Origin of the sequence: Aeromonas sp. SER (genome assembly GCF_038739615.1) — a bacterium.
Lineage (GTDB): Bacteria > Pseudomonadota > Gammaproteobacteria > Enterobacterales > Aeromonadaceae > Aeromonas > Aeromonas jandaei.
Window position 1 is genome coordinate 171,611 of record NZ_JBCGFC010000009.1, and the last position, 19,569, is coordinate 191,179.

20 protein-coding genes, 1 tRNA gene and 1 pseudogene are annotated in these 19,569 nt (G+C 57.5%); 7 read left to right on the forward strand and 15 right to left on the reverse strand.

The annotated features are described in order from the left end of the window. The first annotated feature begins 149 nt into the window (after positions 1 to 149). Positions 150 to 647: a prolyl-tRNA synthetase associated domain-containing protein gene (locus AAHA41_RS14925; protein WP_323069599.1), complete on the forward strand. Its 498-nt coding sequence runs from the start codon at positions 150 to 152 to the stop codon at positions 645 to 647. 36 nt (positions 648 to 683) lie between these two features. Beyond that, positions 684 to 1,217, forward strand: coding sequence for a GNAT family N-acetyltransferase (locus tag AAHA41_RS14930; RefSeq protein WP_323092179.1), 534 nt, complete (start codon positions 684 to 686; stop codon positions 1,215 to 1,217). Between the two features lie 61 nt (positions 1,218 to 1,278). Here the strand turns inward: AAHA41_RS14930 and AAHA41_RS14935 are convergent, their stop codons facing one another. The 4 genes from AAHA41_RS14935 to AAHA41_RS14950 all read right to left on the reverse strand — a co-directional run bounded on the left by AAHA41_RS14935 (position 1,279) and on the right by AAHA41_RS14950 (position 5,768). Beyond that, positions 1,279 to 2,139 carry a PA4780 family RIO1-like protein kinase gene (locus AAHA41_RS14935; RefSeq protein ID WP_215801190.1) on the reverse strand — a complete coding sequence of 287 codons (861 nt, stop codon included), beginning with the start codon at positions 2,137 to 2,139 and terminating at the stop codon, positions 1,279 to 1,281. Between the two features lie 183 nt (positions 2,140 to 2,322). Next, complete coding sequence (locus AAHA41_RS14940) at positions 2,323 to 3,318, reverse strand: lauroyl-Kdo(2)-lipid IV(A) myristoyltransferase (protein ID WP_323069538.1); 996 nt, start codon at positions 3,316 to 3,318, stop codon at positions 2,323 to 2,325. Positions 3,319 to 3,521: 203 nt separating this feature from the next. Beyond that, the gene (lpxM, locus tag AAHA41_RS14945; protein ID WP_323069540.1) at positions 3,522 to 4,511 is read right to left on the reverse strand and encodes a lauroyl-Kdo(2)-lipid IV(A) myristoyltransferase; all 990 of its coding nucleotides are present in this window, start codon (positions 4,509 to 4,511) and stop codon (positions 3,522 to 3,524) included. Positions 4,512 to 4,775: 264 nt separating this feature from the next. Next, positions 4,776 to 5,768 (reverse strand): TDT family transporter, encoded by a 993-nt coding sequence (locus AAHA41_RS14950; protein ID WP_323069542.1) that lies wholly within the window; start codon positions 5,766 to 5,768, stop codon positions 4,776 to 4,778. Between the two features lie 102 nt (positions 5,769 to 5,870). On the opposite strand from AAHA41_RS14950, the gene AAHA41_RS14955 reads away from it, so the two are divergent. Next, on the forward strand, positions 5,871 to 6,776 hold the full coding sequence (locus AAHA41_RS14955; RefSeq protein ID WP_323069545.1) for a LysR substrate-binding domain-containing protein: 906 nt from the start codon (positions 5,871 to 5,873) through the stop codon (positions 6,774 to 6,776). A 102-nt stretch (positions 6,777 to 6,878) separates the two neighbouring features. Here AAHA41_RS14955 and nfo read toward each other — a convergent pair whose 3' ends face one another. The 4 genes and pseudogenes from nfo to AAHA41_RS14975 all read right to left on the reverse strand — a co-directional run bounded on the left by nfo (position 6,879) and on the right by AAHA41_RS14975 (position 9,619). Further along, the gene (gene nfo, locus AAHA41_RS14960; protein ID WP_043850477.1) at positions 6,879 to 7,721 is read right to left on the reverse strand and encodes a deoxyribonuclease IV; all 843 of its coding nucleotides are present in this window, start codon (positions 7,719 to 7,721) and stop codon (positions 6,879 to 6,881) included. Positions 7,722 to 8,164: 443 nt separating this feature from the next. Next, a complete protein-coding gene (locus AAHA41_RS14965) occupies positions 8,165 to 8,560 on the reverse strand; it encodes a DUF4019 domain-containing protein (RefSeq protein ID WP_323069548.1) in 396 nt (131 codons plus the stop codon). A gap of 159 nt (positions 8,561 to 8,719) precedes the next feature. After that, a pseudogene (locus AAHA41_RS14970) lies at positions 8,720 to 8,842 on the reverse strand (IS3 family transposase); the annotation flags it as partial. A 477-nt stretch (positions 8,843 to 9,319) separates the two neighbouring features. Then, a complete protein-coding gene (locus tag AAHA41_RS14975) occupies positions 9,320 to 9,619 on the reverse strand; it encodes a hypothetical protein (RefSeq protein ID WP_071909920.1) in 300 nt (99 codons plus the stop codon). A 523-nt stretch (positions 9,620 to 10,142) separates the two neighbouring features. Between AAHA41_RS14975 and AAHA41_RS14980 the strand changes: the two genes are divergently transcribed. Beyond that, positions 10,143 to 10,265 carry a hypothetical protein gene (locus AAHA41_RS14980; protein ID WP_323069551.1) on the forward strand — a complete coding sequence of 41 codons (123 nt, stop codon included), beginning with the start codon at positions 10,143 to 10,145 and terminating at the stop codon, positions 10,263 to 10,265. 27 nt (positions 10,266 to 10,292) lie between these two features. Here the strand turns inward: AAHA41_RS14980 and AAHA41_RS14985 are convergent, their stop codons facing one another. The 4 genes from AAHA41_RS14985 to AAHA41_RS15000 form a co-directional block, all read right to left on the reverse strand. Beyond that, positions 10,293 to 10,622: a YbaB/EbfC family nucleoid-associated protein gene (locus tag AAHA41_RS14985; protein ID WP_041210739.1), complete on the reverse strand. Its 330-nt coding sequence runs from the start codon at positions 10,620 to 10,622 to the stop codon at positions 10,293 to 10,295. Between the two features lie 114 nt (positions 10,623 to 10,736). Beyond that, on the reverse strand, positions 10,737 to 13,334 hold the full coding sequence (gene dnaX, locus AAHA41_RS14990) for a DNA polymerase III subunit gamma/tau (protein ID WP_323069553.1): 2,598 nt from the start codon (positions 13,332 to 13,334) through the stop codon (positions 10,737 to 10,739). Between the two features lie 185 nt (positions 13,335 to 13,519). After that, positions 13,520 to 14,065, reverse strand: coding sequence for an adenine phosphoribosyltransferase (apt, locus tag AAHA41_RS14995; protein WP_033113563.1), 546 nt, complete (start codon positions 14,063 to 14,065; stop codon positions 13,520 to 13,522). A 133-nt stretch (positions 14,066 to 14,198) separates the two neighbouring features. Continuing rightward, on the reverse strand, positions 14,199 to 14,576 hold the full coding sequence (locus tag AAHA41_RS15000; RefSeq protein ID WP_323064156.1) for a DUF454 family protein: 378 nt from the start codon (positions 14,574 to 14,576) through the stop codon (positions 14,199 to 14,201). A gap of 123 nt (positions 14,577 to 14,699) precedes the next feature. On the opposite strand from AAHA41_RS15000, the gene dusC reads away from it, so the two are divergent. The 3 genes from dusC (at position 14,700) to AAHA41_RS15015 (ending at position 16,976) form a co-directional block, all read left to right on the forward strand. Next, complete coding sequence (dusC, locus tag AAHA41_RS15005; protein WP_323069556.1) at positions 14,700 to 15,644, forward strand: tRNA dihydrouridine(16) synthase DusC; 945 nt, start codon at positions 14,700 to 14,702, stop codon at positions 15,642 to 15,644. 97 nt (positions 15,645 to 15,741) lie between these two features. Beyond that, positions 15,742 to 16,110: an RNA polymerase-binding protein DksA gene (locus tag AAHA41_RS15010; RefSeq protein WP_041210735.1), complete on the forward strand. Its 369-nt coding sequence runs from the start codon at positions 15,742 to 15,744 to the stop codon at positions 16,108 to 16,110. Positions 16,111 to 16,268: 158 nt separating this feature from the next. Next, the gene (locus AAHA41_RS15015; protein WP_323069559.1) at positions 16,269 to 16,976 is read left to right on the forward strand and encodes a transporter substrate-binding domain-containing protein; all 708 of its coding nucleotides are present in this window, start codon (positions 16,269 to 16,271) and stop codon (positions 16,974 to 16,976) included. A 68-nt stretch (positions 16,977 to 17,044) separates the two neighbouring features. Here AAHA41_RS15015 and yjjG read toward each other — a convergent pair whose 3' ends face one another. The 3 genes from yjjG to AAHA41_RS15030 all read right to left on the reverse strand — a co-directional run bounded on the left by yjjG (position 17,045) and on the right by AAHA41_RS15030 (position 19,523). Next, entirely contained in the window at positions 17,045 to 17,734 is a 690-nt protein-coding gene (gene yjjG / locus AAHA41_RS15020; RefSeq protein WP_323069561.1) for a pyrimidine 5'-nucleotidase, read from the reverse strand. 14 nt (positions 17,735 to 17,748) lie between these two features. Continuing rightward, positions 17,749 to 19,248, reverse strand: a complete 1,500-nt coding sequence (locus AAHA41_RS15025; protein WP_323069601.1) for a leucyl aminopeptidase family protein — start codon at positions 19,246 to 19,248, stop codon at positions 17,749 to 17,751. A gap of 198 nt (positions 19,249 to 19,446) precedes the next feature. Continuing rightward, positions 19,447 to 19,523, reverse strand: a tRNA-Met gene (locus AAHA41_RS15030). Positions 19,524 to 19,569: the final 46 nt, after the last annotated feature.

Genomic DNA, 19,569 nt, shown 5'->3' on the forward strand with positions numbered 1-19,569 from the left:
TGCAATTGCCACGCCAGCCGCCATGGCCTAACCAAGCTGCGAGAGGAGCCGCAAACTGGTAAGCTCGGCCAGAATGGCAGCGAATGCCGGTGGCGGCAGTATTCGCGATGCCATTCATCCCCCCACTCTTCACCCGATATCAGGAGGTCATGGTGGCGCTTTACTCTCTGCTGGATCAGCTGGCCATTCCCTATCAGCGCATCGATCACGCCCCCGTCTTCACCTGCGAGGAGGCCAGCCGGCTGCTGCCCGACCTGCCTGCCGCCAAGAGCAAGAATCTCTTTTTGCGTGACCCGAAAAGCGAGCGGCTGTTTCTGGTGGTAGCACCGGAGGAGAGCCGGGTCGATCTCAAGGCGCTGGCTGCCGCCCTTGGCGTCAAGCGACTGAGTTTTGGCTCGCCAGAGCGGCTCGAGGCCGTGCTTGGCCTCACCCCGGGTTCGGTCACCCTGCTCGCCATGGTGCGCGACAGGGAAAACGCGGTAGAGCTGGTGGTGGACGAGGCCATCTGGCAAGCGGAGCAGATGCAGTGTCATCCGCTGGTCAATACCTCCACCCTGATTATCCGCCTCGACGATGTGCGCCGCCTGCTGGCCCACCTCGGCCGGGAGGCCAATGTCATGCGGCTGCCGGTCGTGGCCGCTGATTAAATGGCGGATGCAACCCCCACTGCACGGGAGCAGCCAGTGCCAGCCCGCTACGAATGCCGCCCGGCTCGCCTGACCGATACCGCGGCCTATCGCAACTATGTGGCCGAGTGCGCCGAAGCCGGATTGCCCCTCTATCAGGTCGCGCAATTTGATCCTGACAGCTGGCTACAAGCGCTGCTGGATCATGCCAGAGGGCATAACCTGCCCAGCGGCTATCCGACCACCACCACCTATTTTGCCCTCGATGCCGGAGAGATCCTCGCCACCTTGCGCCTGCGCCACGATGACAGTGAAGCCAGCCAACAGTGGCTGGGCCACATCGGTTATGAAACCCGCCCCTCCCGCCGTGGCGAAGGGGCTGCGAGCTTGCTGCTTGGCTGGGTACAGCAACGCATTTTGAGCAAGCCGGTATTGGTCAGCTGTGACGAACAGAATCAGGCCTCCCGCAGGGTGATTGCGAAAGCAGGCGGAGTATGGCTGGAACGACGCTTCCACCCGGGAGATCGCTGCTGGTTGACGGTGTACCGGATATTTCCTCTGCCCCATCAGATAGAGCACGCCCCAACATAACCAGCCCATAGCAATAAAAAGAGCGCCCCGAGGGCGCTCTGGTGGCAAGAGTGGCAAACCCTCAGTAGCTGTCTTCCTGCTCTGCCTTCATCCGTGCCTGACGGGCATAAGCCTCCTCTTCGGCACTGGCGATCTCGTCAAGCACGGCATCGAGATCGATAGCCTCACGGCTCTCCTCGAACTGACCGGTCAGCTCGCTCTGGGGCGTGAGCTTGCCATCCTCGTAAAGCGCCCACATCTCTCTGGCGTAGTTCGTTTTGAGTAGCTCGGGGGCATACATGCCGTAGTAGTTGCGCATGTTGTTGACGTCCCGCTCCAGCATGGCTCTGGCCTGATTGTTGGCGGCCGCATCCACCACCTGCGGCAGATCGATGATCACGGGGCCCTGCTCATCCACCAGCACGTTGAACTCGGAAAGATCGCCGTGAATAAGGCCGACGCAGAGCATGCGTACCACATAACCAATCACCTTGGCGTGATCCGCCAGCGCCTGCTCATGGCTGAGAGCCACGTCGTTGAGGCGGGGTGCCACGTTGCCATCGGCATCGGTGACCAGCTCCATCAACAACACGCCATCGAGACAGACATAGGGCTTCGGCACCCGCACGCCAGCTGCCGCCAGCTTGAACAGGGCATCCACCTCGGTGCTCTGCCACACCTCTTCGTGCTGCTTGCGACCGTACTTGGAGCCCTTCTCCATGGCGCGGGCGCTGCGGCTGTTGCGCACCCGGCGCCCCTCCTGATAGACCACCGCCTGCTTGAAGCTGCGCTTGGACGCCTCCTTGTATACCTTGGCGCAGCGAGTTTCGTCGCCACAGCGCACCACGTAGACATCGGCCTCTTTGCCGCTCATCAACCGGCTGATGACCTCGTCAACCAGGCCGTCATCAACCAGGGGTTGGATTCGATTTGGAACTTTCATGACCGCCCTTTCACTCTCTCTGCCCGTTGCAAAATTGTCTGTTGCACGTCCACCTGCCCATTTTTCTGTCCGGACACTCAGTTATCCACTGCCTGCCCGCTGTTTGTCCATCTTCCGGCACTGAAAATTCCCCTCCGAGCGAGCCACGGCAACAAAAATGGCCCGCAAGCGGGCCAGTTCAACTCAGGGCTCGGGGGGTAATCCCTGGCGGATCCGCTGGATCCCCGCCTCATAGAGGCCATCCGGCCCCTCCTGATGCTCCTGAGTTTCAAAAATCTTAAGAAACCACATGTACTGCTCGGGGTGACGAGTCACCTGCTGCTCCACCATGCGGTTCATGGCGACCACATCCGCCATCGCATCCGCAGTGGGGTAAGGATCGAATGGTGGTTCAATCTCCAGCAGATAGCAGCCGGCATCCTCGTCATAGCTGGCGAAGATGGGCACCGCCTTGGCGCCGGTCAGCTTCACCAGCTTGGGTAGCGCCGGCAGGGTCGCTTTGGGATGGCCAAAGAAGGGGGCGAAGACGCTCGCCTCCCGACCATGATCCTGATCCGGCAGGTAGAAGAAGCTGGCACCGCCGCGCACGGACTTGATCGCCGGCTTGATGCCGACGCTGCGCTCATACACCTTGCCCCCCTTGGCCCGCTCGCGGTTGATATACCAGTCGAACACCTCATCCTTGGCGCTCTTCATCATGGTACACATGCTCATCCCCTGTAGCGCGAAGTAGCGACCCAGCATGTCCACAGCCCAAGAGTGGGGAACGACCAGAATAACCGGTCGGCCAGCTGCCCGCTCCGCCTCGATATGCTCCCAGCCGCTCACCTTGATGTTGCGCAGCAGGTGCGCCGGACTGCGCCAGGTCAGCTCGCCAAAGCCCATAAAGGTCTTGAGGCCGACCCGGATTGATTTGAGCAGCAGGGCTGCGCGGGCCGCCTCATCCAGCTCGGGAAAACAGATCTTGAGGTTGGTATCGGCGATATAGGACTGCTTTTTCGAAAAACGCAGCAGAGTGGGTGCCACCAGATTGGCAAAGCCGTCCCGCACGCGCGCCGGGATGAATGCAAGCAGGGAGAGCAAACCCAGTGCACACCAGCTACCCCACCATTTGGGGTGGAGCAGACGGGGATGAAATGTGGTGTCAAATACCGGATCTAATGGGGACATGTCAGCCATCAAGTCATGAAAAACAAACGGTTATTGTAGTTATCCTGACATTTTTTTCTACCCTGTGCCCCTTGGCTCCCATTCGCAGAGGTGATGGTCATCCCATTCGGGATCAAAAAGAGGTGATGGTCATCCCATTCGGGATCAAAAAATGGCCCTCTCGGGGCCATTTTTATCCGGCAGGCAGCATGCAGCCACCAGACTACGCGCGATCAAGCGTAAGGAGAAAGCCCCTGACGAATGCGCTGGATGCCCGCCTCGTAGAGGCCATCGAGCCCCTCCTGATCCTCGCGGGTATCGAAGATCTTGAGGAACCACATGTACTGGCCGGGATGACGGGTCAGCTGCTGTTGCACCGTGTCGTTCATCCGGCAGGTATCGGCCATCACATCGGCGGTGGGATAGTTATCGAACGGCGCTTCGATCTCCAACCGGTAGCAGTGATTCTCTTCGTCATAGCAGGCCAGCAGCGGCACCGCCTTGGCGCCGCTCACCTCTACCAGCCGCGACAGCGCCGGCAAGGTGGCCTTCGAGTGGCCAAAGAAGGGGGCGAAGATGCTCTTCTCGCGACCGTGATCCTGATCCGGCAGATAGAAGAAACTGCGACCGCTCTTGATGGTACGGATCACCGCCTTGATGCCGGCGCTGCGCTCATATACACGGCAACCATTTTTGGCGCGGGCCCGGTTGAGGTGCCAGTCAAAGACCGGGTTGCGCGCCCGCTTCATCATGGTGCACATGGGCACCCCACGGCGGGTAAAGCAGTAACCGGCGGCATCCACCGGCCAGGTATGGGGTACCACCAGGATCACCGGCCGACCGGCCGCCTGCTCCGCCTCGATATGTTCCCAGCCACTCACCTGCATCCGGCTCATCAGATAACGCTCGCTGCGCATGGTGAACTCGCCGAAGCCAAGCAGGCTCTTGAGCCCCACCCGGATCGAGGTCAATGCGATGGCGTCGCGCTCGGCCGGACTCTTGTGCGGAAAGCAGATCGCCAGATTGGTTCTGGCGATATAGAGCTGTTTTTTCGAGATACGAAACACCAGCGGGGCCAGCCCCTCGGCCAACCGGTCGCGCAGACGCACCGGAACAAACGCAAGCACCATCAACACACCGAGTGCCAGCCAGCTGAACCAGTAACGGGGGTGAAGGAAACGAACTTCAAAAGCGGGGTTGAACAGGGGATCTTGGGGGGACATGATTCACGGTTTACGTCAAAAAGGTGGTGTATTGTAGACGCCCTGACAGGTAATACCAGTTAAATCCGCTATATCGCGCACGATAGGAAGTTTCGTACGACAGAAGTGGCGAAAAGGTAAAAAAAATGCCCCGCATGGCGGGGCATTTTACTTATTACACAACCAGCGGGTGGCTCTTTGTCCATCCATCGTATGACTGGTCGTTTATCCCGTCGCTCCCAGAGCGCACTGCTTATCCATTTTCCGACGTCGCATCGTCAAGATTTAACGATGAGCACCCTGGCGGGCAATGCCGTGGTTCATTTCGGTATCACGCTGCGGCAGAAAAAACATCAGGTAACGCAGGGCAACATAACCGACGATGACGGTGGCAACTCCCAGCTCGAAGTGGGCCAGCAGGCGGATCTGCTCGACATAGTGAGCGCTCTGCTCAAACCCTTCCACCAGATGAGCCACTTTGAACAGGGCGGTGGCACCGATCACCAGCGGGAAGGTGAAGGCGGCATAACCCGGCGAGAAGGGCAGACGCAGCAGCTTGATGAAGGCCAGATAGATGATGCCGGTCATCAGGATCGCGATACCAAACAGCGTGGCCACCAGCAGCAGGGAGGGATCCTGGCTGACAGTCAGGTAGCCGGCCAGCGAGAGGCTTGCCGGCGCCGCCAGAATGGCGATGGTCGGCTTGGCTGCATCCGGTACTTCGTGGCTGAAGATGAGGCGATAGAGCATCAGCGGCAGCATCAGACCGTAGCAGATGACCCCGAACCAGAGCAGCACGTTGGCAAGCGGCGCAAACTGGCCGCCCGGGAAGGCGACGTCAGCCACGATGATCCCGACCGGCGGTACGAACCAGCTCGGCACCATGTGGTGGATCTCGAACTCTTTGGCGCGATGCCAGATGAAGGTTGCCAGGAACAACAAGTGAACAGCCACGGCAAACAGCCAGAGCCCTTCACCTGCTTGCGGAGCCAGCATACCGAGCGCCTTGGAGACCACCATGGTGCCCATGGCATAGGTCGGCACGACGCTACCGACTACCGGGTGTGCCAGATCCTGCATCAGCAGGTTCGGGTGGAACAAAAACTTGAAGGTAAGGATCACCAGCAGCACAGCGGCAATAGCGGCGCCCAGCAGCTGCATCCGTCCATCGAAGTGACCGGCATTCTCCCAACACCAACCGAGACTGGCAATGCCCAGCGCCAGACCCGCCATGGGGGTTGGCGCGGCAGCCAGGGATTTACGGGTTCTTGCGATCATGATGACACCTTTCTATTGATGACTATGGCGATAGGATAATGGCCCCTTATCGTTTACGATATCTAAATGAATTGAATCACTCATTCAGGATTACCAAACACGATGAAACTGACCCTGCAACAGCTGAAGGTGTTCGCCACCATCGCCCGCTACGGCAACCTTGGCGTGGCCGCCAACGAACTCTGTCTGAGCAAGGGGGCTGTCTCCCAATCACTGCAGGAGTTGGAGCGCCAACTCGCCACGCCGCTGTTTGATCGCATCCACCCCAGATTGCAGCTCAACAACGAGGGGCGCCTGCTGCAACCGGCCGCCGAAGAGCTGTTGACCCGGATGCAGGATATCGAAAACCTGTTTCGTGCCGATGCCGAGCCGAGCGGCCAGCTGCGTCTTGGCGCCAGCCAGACCATCGGCAACTACCTGCTCCCCACCCTGCTCGCCACCAGCAAGCAGGAGCTGGGGCTCCCCCCCAAGGTGACCATCAACAATACCCATCTGCTCTGCCACGCACTCGCCAACTTCGAGCTGGATATGGCGCTGATCGAGGGGGAAAACCACCATCCCGATCTCGTCACCGAACCCTGGCTGCAGGACGAGATGCTGGTGATCGCCCACCCTGATCACCCGCTGGCCAACCAAGTGGATCTCTCCCTCTCCCGGCTGGGTGGTGAGACCTGGGTGCTGCGTGAACCCCAATCCGGTAGCCGCGAACAGTTTATCCGCCAGATCCAGCCCGGCCTGCCCAACTGGCAAGCGGGCCTTGAGCTCAACACCTTGGAATCCGTGATGCTGGCGGTGGAGAAGGGGCTCGGCATCTCTTTCATCTCCCGCCTCGCCGCCTCGGATCGTCTGGCTGATGGCCGGCTGGCCGCCCTGCCCCTCACCCGCCGCTTCCCGCGCCAGCTCTCCCTTATCTGGCACAAGCAGAAGTACCACTCCGCTTCCCTGCGTCACTTTATCCACTTCTGCAGGGCCCAGCTGAACGATGCCGAGGTGATCAGCGCGGAGTAACGCACGATCATAACGCCGCAGACAAACCGGCACGCCAACTGCTGAAAGGTACAAAGCAAAGAGGGAGCCATGGCTCCCTCCCTTTTATTTGCTCGCTGAGTATCACTTCGCCAAGCTGCGCAACCAGCTGATCTCCTCGCCCCAGATGGACTCGTCGATGGTCTCGAGGATCAGCGGAATGCGATCAAAACGGTCATCGTTCATGATGTGGTGGAATACCGCCTCCCCCAGATTCCCCTCGCGCAGACTGTGGTGACGATCGACCCGGCTGCCGAAGGTGCACTTGGCGCCGTTGATATGCATCCCCTTGAGATACTGAAAACCTACCGTGCGGTCGAACTCGGCAAAGACAGTGGCGCAGCTCTCGGCGGTGCGCAGATCATAACCCGCAGCAAAGGCGTGGCAGGTATCGAAGCAGATCCCGACCCGGCTCTTGTCCTCCACCCCCTCGATAATGGTGGCGAGGTGCTCGAACGACCAGCCGAGGTTGGTCCCCTGCCCGGCGGTATTTTCGATGACCGCCGTCACCCCTTCACTGCGCTCCAGCGCCCAGTTAATGGACTCGCTCACCAGCTTTAGGCTGGCTGCCTCGGGAATTTGCTTGAGATGACTGCCGGGGTGAAAATTCAGATAACACAGCCCCAGCTGCTCGCAGCGCTTCATCTCATCGAGAAACGCATCGCGGGATTTGGCAAGGCCATCGGGATCCGGGTGACCCAGATTGATGAGGTAACTGTCGTGGGGCAGGATCTGCTCCGGCAGAAAACCGGCCTTGTCGCAGGCCGCCTTGAAGGCGCGGATGGTGGCATCCGACAAGGGGGCCGCCTGCCACTGACGCTGATTCTTGGTAAAAAGCGCAAATGCGTTGGCCCCGATGGCCTGGGCGCGGGCGATGCAGTTTTCCACCCCGCCAGATGCGCTGACGTGGGCTCCAATATATTTCATAACGTCTCCTCAGTGAGGCGCCATTATGCCGTCTCTCCCGACAGATGCCAAAATGCGGTGACACTTTGCAACACCCTTCCCGACACGCTCACCCTGAATATGAGTAGGGGCGCTGCGTGATAACTCAATCTGGTCATGCCTTCTATCGGTTGAAATGGTACTTTTTGTATGGATATGATATTCACCTGCCAGTTGCCCGTACAAGAGAATGGTTATAGTGCGCAAATTGTGAAACAAACGGACCCAATACAGCTTCATTTACCATATTCATACGGAACACCAATAAGAGAGCGCAAGTAATATACTCCATTTTTCCATGACACATTCACCTTACCACTGACTGAAAGAAAAATAATTAAAAATGTACATAAATAGCCCCCTAACAAATACTGTGGTCAGGCGATAAGCTGATTAATGCGCCCTTATACTCTCTAGTAGATAATTTATTTAATGAAGTAACCTACAGGAAGCCAATCACCACTATCTTTACTCAAAGTAATAGTCTCAATAGCAGATCCAGCATACTCAAACTTGGTAATAAACTGTATAGTGATGAACTTCCCATCAGGTCTACCAGGAAGGCATTCTGATTTCTCCTGTGCAATCTCAGAACGTAGAACAACCATACCTAAAGGATGACGAAACTTGTCCAATGCATCATGCCATTGAGAGACAGAGAGCTCAGACTTGAATGCATTATCAGTTAATTCGTAGCTTTGGTTATAAAATCCAGCATCAACGGTTTCAAGCCATGCTTTCGCTACTGATAGTGCATCATTTTCTTGAGCTGCAACAAAAAATGAAACCAAACAAGTAAAAGTAACAAGCCCCTTTTTCACCTTAAACTCCTTTATTATATTCGTGCATTCTGGGCAACAAGGAAGCCGCCTATTTAGGTCTGCAACCCGGTAGGCTTATCCCAAGAAACCGACAGTTCCTGACGATGGTCAGCCTTGTGAACTGCTACAACAAGAAGACTCACAGGATTGCGTTGTTCGCTTTTTTAAAATGGAAATTCCGTAGTCCTTTTTCAGTTCTTCAACAACAGCTTCAAAAAATTCGGCCTTTAGCCTCATTTGCTCCAACTGTTGCTCGAGCTCCTTGATGCGCTGTTCGGCTGTCTGTTTGTCGAGATACGACATGACGTTGCTCCTGCCGGTTTTCCTGAATTGGTAAAAAGGCTAGTGCTTGCAAGCAGGCTAGCCTTTTCGTTCAGATCGTTCTGCGACAGTTTAAAAGTCTGTGGGATATAGTGCAGTCTACGTTTTACACCTGCCCCATCTTGGCCACCTCCAGCTTAAGAAGAAGGTATAAACCATACGAAGGGCCAGATATTAAATAAAAAATGTGGTCATAGGAGTGCGAACCCGATTATAGAACAGCTTCCCTACCATACTATTTGCAACTACCCTATGACCACCAAAGCCGTCGCTACGAAAATTGCCAGATTACCAGACCAGAGGAACCAAGGGTTGGCTCGACAAAAGACGTAGTGGCAAAGGACGGCACTACTTACATCTCGAGCACAGGTGTTAGCTCGATATCAAAAACTTGCGTTTCCACTATCTTGAAAATTATCAAGATTAGACTTATCGGCGCTAACTGTGAACAGCCAGATGCCTGTTTAGGTGAAATCTCGACATAATTTTCTTAAACTCTTTGATATCTTCTGCATGAAGCGTCAAAGCCCAATGGGCGCGGTGTTCACCATAATCCAGTCCACCAGTGTAAATAATCGTATGATTTTGAATGCGTAGTTGGTTTCGATGAGCCTCCATCTGTAGGCCTATCTCAGGAAACCAAATGTGCAATGCTCCTGATGTAGTAAATGTAAATTGAGCAACTTGCTCATTTTCCCCTGCAAGCCTAAATGTCTTTTCAAAAACTTGGATTTGCATAGCAGCTCCTAGTTGTTGTCAACATCTGATTTTCATTCTATGCATTGACTACAATGGGATCTAGCCATTTAGGCTTCAGCATGTCATTATCAGAATATTCCGAATCAGTATGCGCTAAAATTAAAATAGTAAGACTAGCTTTCCATTATTTATATGATCTATTTTTCTAGGGCGTTTAGGGAAGGTGGGAACGTGACTCATGCTGAACCTCATCCACGAAACCGACGGGGACTCGTTCGATAAGAAATGGCTTGTTCGTATCTTCCCCTAATCATCCAGCCACAGTGTCATAACAAGCGGCGTGAGGGAATGAGGCGAAGGGTCTTTTTGGGGAGGGAGAATATGCCGTACATCAGACCCGAACTGTTTACAGCACCGGGCTATTGCTGCTCGTCTACCAAGAAAAGCGCAGCTGACACATAGAGAACCGTATCAGCTGCGCCATAGCTATGCCTCAATGCTTCTGATGGCGTGTGCTCATCCAGCCTATCTGGCCAAGCAACTTGGTCACAAAGACTGGGGGATGATCCGCACCATTTATGCTCCGTGGGTTAGCAAGGACAACCCTAATTACAGGAATGAACTGGCCGAGAAACTGGGTGTTGTTGACCCATATCTGACCCACGAGCAACAGGCCAAAGCATAAGGCATTGAACCTAAATGGTTTTATGCCTTAAAACGGCATCTTGAATCCTGGCGGCAATTGCATGCCACCGGTCAGTTCGCCCATCTTGGTCTTGTTCTGCTCTTCCACACGACGCACGGCATCGTTGCAAGCGGCGGCAACCAGATCTTCCAGCAGCTCCTTGTCATCTTCCATCAGGGAGGGATCGATCTCGATGCGACGTACGCTGTGGCTGCCCGTCATGGTGACTTTGACCATGCCGGCACCGGCTTCACCGGTCACTTCCATCTGGGCAAGCTGCTCTTGCATCTTCTGCATACGCTCTTGCATCTGCTGGGCCTGTTTCATCAGGTTACCCATTCCACCTTTACCAAACATATGTCGTCTCTCGTCTTGAAATCCGGCATCCAGCGCCGGGCTGTGGGCTTGTCTGTCCTAGATGGGGACAGCCAAACTGCTTTTCAACCGGGAGCCAGCTCCCGGCCACGGAATTTAGCGGTTGAGGGGCTCGATGCTCTCGTGATGGAGCACGGCACCAAACCGCTGAACTAAAAACTGTACGTTGGGATCCTGCTCCAGATCCCGGGTCACCTGCTCGCGTACCCCGAGATAGAGGCGATGCTCGATCTCAAGAGGGGTCTCCTTGTCAGGCACCACGCCGAGCGTCACCTCGACCTGTACCGGTTGCCCCAGCGCAGGCCCGATGATCTCGGCCAGATCGGCGCGCGCCTTGTCGCTCACCAGATGGCGCTGCTCGGGCTTGAGGGTCAGCAACACCTTGTCCCCCTCACGCGTCATCACCGAGTTGATGGCGAGCTGGCGCAGCCGACCGCCTACCTGGGTGTGAGCAATCAGCTCGGCCCAGGAGTCACCGCAACCATTGAGCAGTGAAGAAGGGATAAGGCGGGTCGCCTCCCCCTCTTGCGGCTCCTCATCGCTTTCGAGCTCGTCCCAATCGATCGTCTCCATCACTGGCTGGGCAGGCTCGCTCTGCGCCACAGGGGCAGCCGCCACCGTCGTGGTCATTGGCTGGGTCGCAGGAGCAGGCGTCACTGCAGGCGCTGTGGCACTGCGCTCGCCAGGTCGATAGCTCGGCTGCCCAGCCAGATCCCAGGGGGGCAGATCGGTTGGCTGTGCAGGCTGAGTAGCGGGGGCCGCGGTGCGATTGGGCGCACTGCGGGCAGGCTCAGGCACGGGCGAGGCCATAAAGCTCTGGCTGAGATACTCCTCGTAATCCCCGTTATCACCCGCCTCGTCATAATTTTCGGCGTAGAGATCCACCGGCGGCTGCTCGCCAAACTGGCCCATGGCGGGGCCACTCGGGGTGGCTGTTTGGTTGATAGCGGATGACGGCGCACTCTGCGGCTGAGGTGCTGGCGCAGAGGCAGTAACCTGACGCACTGGCGCAACCGGCACCGCCCGAGGAGCAGGAGCAGCTGCGCTGCTCTCTCCACGCTGGCGACTACGCAGCATATTGCGTTTGCCAAGCAGGCTTTGCATGCTCGATACCGCCGATACAGGTTCGGACGCTTCCGAAGCAGATGCAGCCGGAACGCTATCCATCGGTACAGACGTCATCTGAGCAGGCGCCATCTCTGCAGCGGCCATCTGCGCAGTGTCGGTTGGTACCGATGGGTTTGAGTTTGCAGCAGCCCCCTCCCCCCAGCTCGCAGTATCAACCGCCATGCTGCTATTCGCACCAGAGAGCGGGGCCGACTCGGCCTGATAACCCATACCGGCCGCCTCGCGCAGCAACTCATCCTGCTGGCTGAAGAGCTGGGCGGCTTGCGCCTCCTCTTCACCGCTCTCCTCATCCTGACCGGTTACCTCGGCCGTGGCCGTCATGGCATCGGCAGAAGCCGTCTGTGCAGGGTGTGGAGTATGAGTTGCAGGCTCAGCGGCCGGGCGCTTTCCCGGCAGCGTCGGGGCTGCCCCCATTCCCGCGCTGGCCGAGCCAGTCATGGATGGGGGGAGCGCCGTCAACGTGGCGGGGTGCAATACCTCGCGCCGGGGCGAGAAGGCAAGCATCCGCAGGCAGGTCATCTCCAGCGCGGTGCGGCCATCAGGTGCCCAAGGCAGATCTTTGCGGCCACCCAGCACAATCTGGTAGCAGAGCTGCACCTCTTCCGGGCTCATCGCCTTGGCCAGTTGCAGCAGGGCATCAGCGTCCGCCCCCTGCTCCTGCACGCTGGCAGGTAGCAGCTGGGCCATGGCGATACGATGGAGCAAGCCTTCCAGCTCAGCGTGGAGCTGATCAAAATCGGGGCCCAAAGTAGCGATCTCGCTGATCTTGGCCATGGTAGCGGGGGCATCCTGCCGCAAAATGGCTTCCAGCAGCTGGTGCAGATGACGGTGATCGAGCGTGCCCAACATCGTCAGCACGCTCTCGAGGCGCACGCTGCCGTTGCCGTGCGCCAGCGCCTGATCGGTCAGGCTCAGGGCATCGCGCATACTGCCGTCAGCCGCTTTGGCCAAAGCCAGCAGAGCGCGCGGTTCGAAGGGCTGCCCCTCCTGATCCAGCACCCATTCGAGCTGCTTGGCGATCTGGGTCTGATCCAGGCTCTTCAGATGAAACTGCAGGCAGCGCGAGAGAATGGTGATCGGCAGCTTCTGCGGATCCGTGGTGGCCAGCAGAAACTTCACATAGGGGGGCGGCTCTTCCAGAGTTTTCAGCAGCGCGTTGAAGCTGTGACGCGACAACATGTGCACTTCGTCGATGAGATAGACCTTGAAGCGACCACGGGCCGGTCGGTACTGCACGTTGTCGAGCAGCTCGCGGGTATCTTCCACCTTGGTACGCGACGCCGCGTCAATTTCCAGCAGGTCGACAAAGTTGCCCCGATCGATCTCGCGGCAGGTATCGCAGACGCCACACGGATGGCTGCTGATCCCCTGCTCGCAGTTGAGGCTCTTGGCCAGAATACGGGCGATGGTGGTTTTGCCGACGCCGCGGGTGCCGCTCAGCAGATAGGCGTGATGCAGCCGTCCCTGATCCAGGGCGTTGGTCAGGGCAGTCAGCACATGTTGCTGACCAACCACTTGTTCAAACGTATGGGGGCGCCATTTACGCGCCAGAACCTGATAGCTCATAAATCCATCATGCAGGGAATACAGGGCATTGAGGCCGGATGCTAACACAAATGGACGGGAGGCTGTATCGGCTATCGGTCAGAGCGGGAGGGATCGCTTGAATTTCAAACCGATGCCCGCACGGGCACCGGTTTGGAGGCTGGCAACAGGCTGACAATAAGCAGCCTGTTGATCAAACCGGGGGCTTATTCGCCCGGCAGTTCAACCAGAGAGACCACCTTGACGCCAGCGGCGGTCAGGCGGGCATCACCACCGAGAGACGGCAGGGAGATGATGAATGCCGCATCGGCCACAGTACCGCCAGCGCGACGGATCAGCTTGACGGTGGCATCGACGGTGCCGCCGGTCGCCAGCAGATCGTCCACTACCAGTACCTTGTCACCGGGCACGATGGCGTCGGTGTGCAGTTGCAGGGTGTCGGTGCCGTATTCGAGGGCATAGGACTCCTCGATGACAGCGCGGGGCAGTTTGCCCGGCTTGCGGACCGGCACGAAGCCCAGACCCATGGCGTAGGCAACCGGCGCGCCAAAGATGAAGCCGCGAGCCTCGGTACCAACAATCTTGGTGATCCCTTGATCACGATAGTGATTGGCCAGCAGATCGATGGTGGCTTTGAACGCCTCGGCATTTTCGATCAGGCTGGTAATGTCGCGAAACAGGATGCCCGGCTTCGGATAGTCGGGAATGGTCTTGATGCTCGCTTCGATAAATTTCAGGGTTTCCGGATTCATGGTTTGACCGTTTGTTTTTCGACCCAGATGGCCGTTTTATCTTAGTCTTCCCGCCAGCGGGAAATAAAAAAGCCTGTCACGCAAGAATGACAGGCCGACTCCATAGCATTATTGCCGCAATAGCTTAGGGACTTCACTTCTCCATTGCAACTGGCTCCAGCACCGGCAGGCGCATTAACCAGGTGAGCAGGATCACCATTATGAGAAGCAACAGCCCCCTGACCCATAGCAGCGGCACCACCGCCAGCGACACCGAGAAGGTGAGCAGAATGAAGATAATGGCGCGCCGCCGTGCATGGCGGCGAATACCGCGATACTGCTGCCAGTCTGCAATGGGTGGGCCAAACCAGGGATGGCTTAGCAGCCAGTGGTGAAAACGGGGGGACGAACGAGCAAACAGAGCGGCTGCCAGCAGCATGAAGGGGGTGGTCGGCAGCAGTGGTAACACGATGCCGACAATGCCGATCACAAAGGCCAGCCATCCCAAGATCATCAGACACCAGCGCTGCATTGACACCTCTCATCTCTGTTTATGGCTGTCTAGCCTAACAGAGTTTGGCTGATAGCTGACAGCGGGGCACAACCCCACTACAATCTGCCCTCTTTTTTCTCCTTATCTCTTCGGAAAGCAGTTATGCGCGTTATTTTGGCCCCCATGCAGGGGGTACTGGATCACCTGATGCGGGAGGTACTGACCTCCGTCAACGATTACGATCTCTGCGTAAGCGAATTTATCCGGGTCGTTGATCAGCTGCTACCCGCCAAGGTGTTCTATCGCCTCTGCCCCGAACTGCTGCAAGATGGCAAAACCCGTGCAGGAACCCCGGTGCGGGTCCAGCTACTGGGGCAACATCCCGAGTGGCTGGCTGAAAATGCCAGACGCGCCATCGAGCTGGGCTCCCCCGGGGTCGATCTCAACTTCGGCTGCCCCGCCCCTACGGTCAACAAGAGCAAGGGCGGCGCGGTGCTGCTCAAAGAACCCGAGACCATCCATCGCATAGTCAAGGCAGTGCGCGACGCGGTGCCCGCCCATCTGCCGGTCAGCGCCAAAATTCGCCTTGGTTACGATGACAAGGATCTCTATCTGGAAAACGCTCATGCCGTTCATCAAGGCGGCGCCAACGAGCTGGCCGTCCATGCCCGCACCAAGCGAGAAGGCTACAAGGCGCCCGCCCACTGGGAGTATGTGGATGCCATTCGCCGCGCCTTGCCGATCCCCGTCACGGCCAACGGCGAGATCTGGGATCGTCAGGATGCCCTGACCTGTGCCAGCGTCTCCGGCTGCGATTCCCTGATGGTGGGGCGCGGCGCCATCTCCCTGCCCAATCTGGCCAACGTGATGAAAACCGGCTGCCCCCACATGAGCTGGGCCGAGGTACTGCAATTGATGGTGAGCTACACCGAGCAGGACTTGGCCAGCGAAAAGGCTGACTACTACCCCAGCCGGATCAAACAGTGGTTCAGCTATCTCAAGCGGGAATACCCGGAAGCAGATCTGCTGTTTCAGGATATCCGGGTACTCAAAGAGACGGATCCCATCCGCGATGCCTTGCTGCAAGCGGCCAAAAGCCACGGCTAACCGTCGTTAACTTGACTCATATCATCTTGATAAAGTTATCGGATCCCTATACTGCCCCGAATCTGTCGTCTGTCCTGTGGGGGATAATGTGTGTGAAATGACGCAAGCACAGTTGACTGTCTGGCGTAATCGCCTGCTGTCCGACTGGGCCCAGGTACGAGAAACGCTGATCGGTCAGCTAAAAGCCTGTCGCCGTGACGAGTGGGCCGAAAAGCTGGATCACTGCGAACAGGATCAGCTGGTCGAGCTGACCAGCCGGCTGGATCTGCCCAAAGTGGAGCAGAGTGTGGCGCATCTCAAACGGATCGATGCCGCACTCTGTCAGATGGATCTCGGCCTCTACGGCCTCTGTTCCGACTGCGAAGAGCCTCTGGCCATCGAATCGCTGGAGCAGGATCCGACCCTGCAACGCTGCCCGCGCTGCGAAGCCCGCTATCGCAAGGGATTCCACGCCCACGAGCTCTGAAAGATGCACCAACCGGTGCATCCTCTCTTTACTGCCTCACTGGTGACACTGCCATTCCTGTCCAATACTCGACTATATGAGCCGGTTCGAGGGGATGAGTCGTGTACAGACTCTTGTTGTTATGGTGTTTATGCTGTCAGGCCGCCGCACAGGAGTCTTTGGTCGTTGGCTGGGGCGACTGGCAGCCGTTCAGCTATCGCAATGAACAGCATCAGCTGCAAGGGCTGGATATCGAACTGCTCAATGCCATCCTGCAACGGGCTGACTATCAGGCTCGCTTCATCGAAATGCCCTGGACGAGGGTGCTGCACGAATTAGAGTTCGGCACGGTTCAACTGGCCATGTCCGCCAACATCACCACCGAGCGTCAGCACTATGCCCGTTTCAGCCATGCCTATCGGGAAGAGGAGACGGTCATCATCATCCGCAAGGAAGATGAACCACGCTGGCGCACCATCACCACTCTGGAACAGCTGATCAATACTCCCGATTTTCATATCGGTCTGCTCAAGGGGTTTGACTACGGAGAGGCGTTTCGCCGCCTTGTCGCCGACCCCAAGGTGAAACCTCGGCTACAGGAGCGATTCACCCTGGAGCAACTGCTCAAGATGCTCCACGGCGGGCGGATCCAGGGGTTTATCCTCGATCCGAACAGCCTGCAGGAGTGGGAGCATCAGGGCATCACCTTGAAACAGCTCCATATCCTGCTGCATATCGAGCGCACTCCGGTTCACCTGATGCTCAGCAAGAAGAGCACATCGCAAGCCCAGCTGGATCGGCTCAATCAGGCGATCGACCAACTCAAGCAAAGCCCCGAATATCAGCAGATCCTGACCCGCTATACCTCTGGGCTGCTCGCAGAATAACAACGGGAGAGCCGATGGCTCTCCCGTTCTCTATGCTGGTTCCGTGAAATAACCTATCAGGAACCACTTCAACTGCACGACTGACCAAGCACAATGCCAGCTAAATGAGAGAAGTGATGGATCTCGTGAGTAGCATCACACTCACCACTCTGCTTGCCCGGGTTATACCAGCAGGTAGCCAACCCCTGTGCAGCTGCACCGGCAATATCGGTCTTGGGATTGTCACCCACCATCAGCACTCTGGCCGGATCCGGAGCCCCCATCAGCGAGAGGGTGTGCTGAAAAATGGCGGGATCTGGCTTGGTAACCCTGATCTCGTCGGAAATAACCAAAGGTGCGAACCACTCGCTCCAGCCCAGCTTGCCAAGCCGGCCTCGCTGGGGAACGCTGAAGCCGTTGGTGATGATGCCCATGTTCACCTTGTCCTTCAGCAGCTGTAGCGTCTCCACTACCCCATCAAGGGGCATGCTCAAGGCAACGATCTGTGCCAGAAAGGTGTTGTTCATCACCATGGGGTCAACATTGACCTGCTCGGCAAAGAGGGAGAAGCGGGTCTCTTGCAGCGCTGTGGCATCGATTTCGCCATTGTTGTACTGCTGCCACAAACCGTGGTTAAGGGTGTGATAGGCCGCCATGCCAGCCTCATCCACCTGTACGCCATAGTGGCGAAGGGTTTGCTCCAGCGCCTGTGTCACCGGGAAATCGAGCAGGGTCTCATCCAGATCGAACAGCACCCAGTCATAGCTTGTCTTGTTCACAAAAATCCTTGTCATCAGTCAGGTTGTTCCATGCTATGGCGCCCCGTTCTGCCCAGCGGACTCGCCAGCAGATCCAGAGTCAGACGCACGCCAAAGCCTGTTACTTCGCTTGAAACCACCCCGTTGCCTCCCTTGTTGCGAAAACCGCTCAGGTCAAAATGCAGCCAGGGAGTCTGCTCGGGGACGAAATGGGAGAGAAAACGGGCGGCATCGATATGATCCGGAGAGCTGCCCGGCGCACACTGCAGCAGATCGGCCCATTCACTCTCGATGTTGTCGTCATAATCCTCATCGAGTGGAAACGGCCAGACCCGCTCGCCGCTGCGCTGCCCCATATTGACCAGCGATACCAGCCATTCGGTGCGGTTGGTAAAAACGCCGCTGTAACGGCTGCCCAGCGCCCGTTTGCAGGCACCTGTCAGGGTGGCGTAGTCGATCAGCAGATCCGGGGTATCCTGCGCCGCCATCGCCAGCGTATCAGCCAGCACCATCCGCCCCTCCGCATCGGTATCAACCACTTCGATGGTGGTACCGTTGATAGCCGTGACGACCTCCCCGGGCCGATAGGCATGAGGGCCGATATGGTTCTCGGCAATAGCCAGCCAGCAGTGAACTTCATAGGGTAGCTGAGCTCTGCTGATGGCATAGAGGGTACCGAGGGCCACCGCGCTGCCTCCCATGTCGAGATGCATGCCATACATGCTGCCGGAGATCTTGAGGTTGTAGCCGCCGGAGTCGTGGCAAATACCCTTGCCTACCAGCGCAATACGGCGCACCGGCTTGGGGGGGTAGTAGCTGAGCTTGACCATGGCGCCCTGATTGTCTTCCGAGCCACGGGCCACGGCCAAGAAGGCGCCTGCCCCCAGCTCGGCCAACTGGCCCTGATCATAATGGAGGCAGTGCCAACCCTCCTCCTGCGCCAACTGGCTGAGGAACTCGCGATAGTTGGCTGCGGTCAGCTCGGAAGCGGGCAGCACCGCCAGATGGCGGGCCAGCCCATTGCCGCCCGCTTCGCTGTAGATCCGGGCCAGATCCAGCACCACCGCCGGGGACACAACTACCTGCTGATAGCTCCAGCTGCTTTCACTGCGGCTCTTGCTGGTCGGCAGCGGCATATTGGCGGCGAGCAGGGAGGAGAGCACCAGCTCGGCCAGCACTCCCCGCTCGGAGGCAGAAAAGCCCTCGAGATGAAGACCGACCCGCTCGGCTTTTAATCCGGACAACGGCGCAATCCAGCTTCGCACCTGCTTGTAGAGGCGGTGATCCCGCTCCACGCTGCCCGCCACACAGACGACCAGCAGCAGGCTGTTGCCCTGCATCAGGGTAAAGGGGGCTTTTTTGCCCAGCGCCAGCAGGGTGTTGACACCCGATAGCTGGGGATGAGCCAGGATCGCCTCCTTCTGATCTTCGGCGATCAGCAATATCTGTATAGGAAGCACCTGCTCGAGGGCCTGGACGAGAGTGGCATCTTGGCAATCGATAGCGGGAGGAAGATAGGTAAAGGGAGTGATCACAGGCATGTACCTCATCCGTGAAGAGATACCTGATCATACCTAACAAACAGGCGGGACGACCAGTTTTGCCCTGAAATACCAGCACAAACAACACCTTCACCACGTAAGAGTGATATTGCGCAATGTCTGTAGAGTATTTGGAAAGATAAAAATGGAGGTGATGAAAAGAAGCTGAAAAAGGAAAAACCGAGAGGAAGTTGGTTGCGGGGGCCGGATTTGAACCGACGACCTTCGGGTTATGAGCCCGACGAGCTACCGAGCTGCTCCACCCCGCGTCCGAATTGTCACCCCAGACCGAGCAGAAGTCTGTGGCGTTTGTCT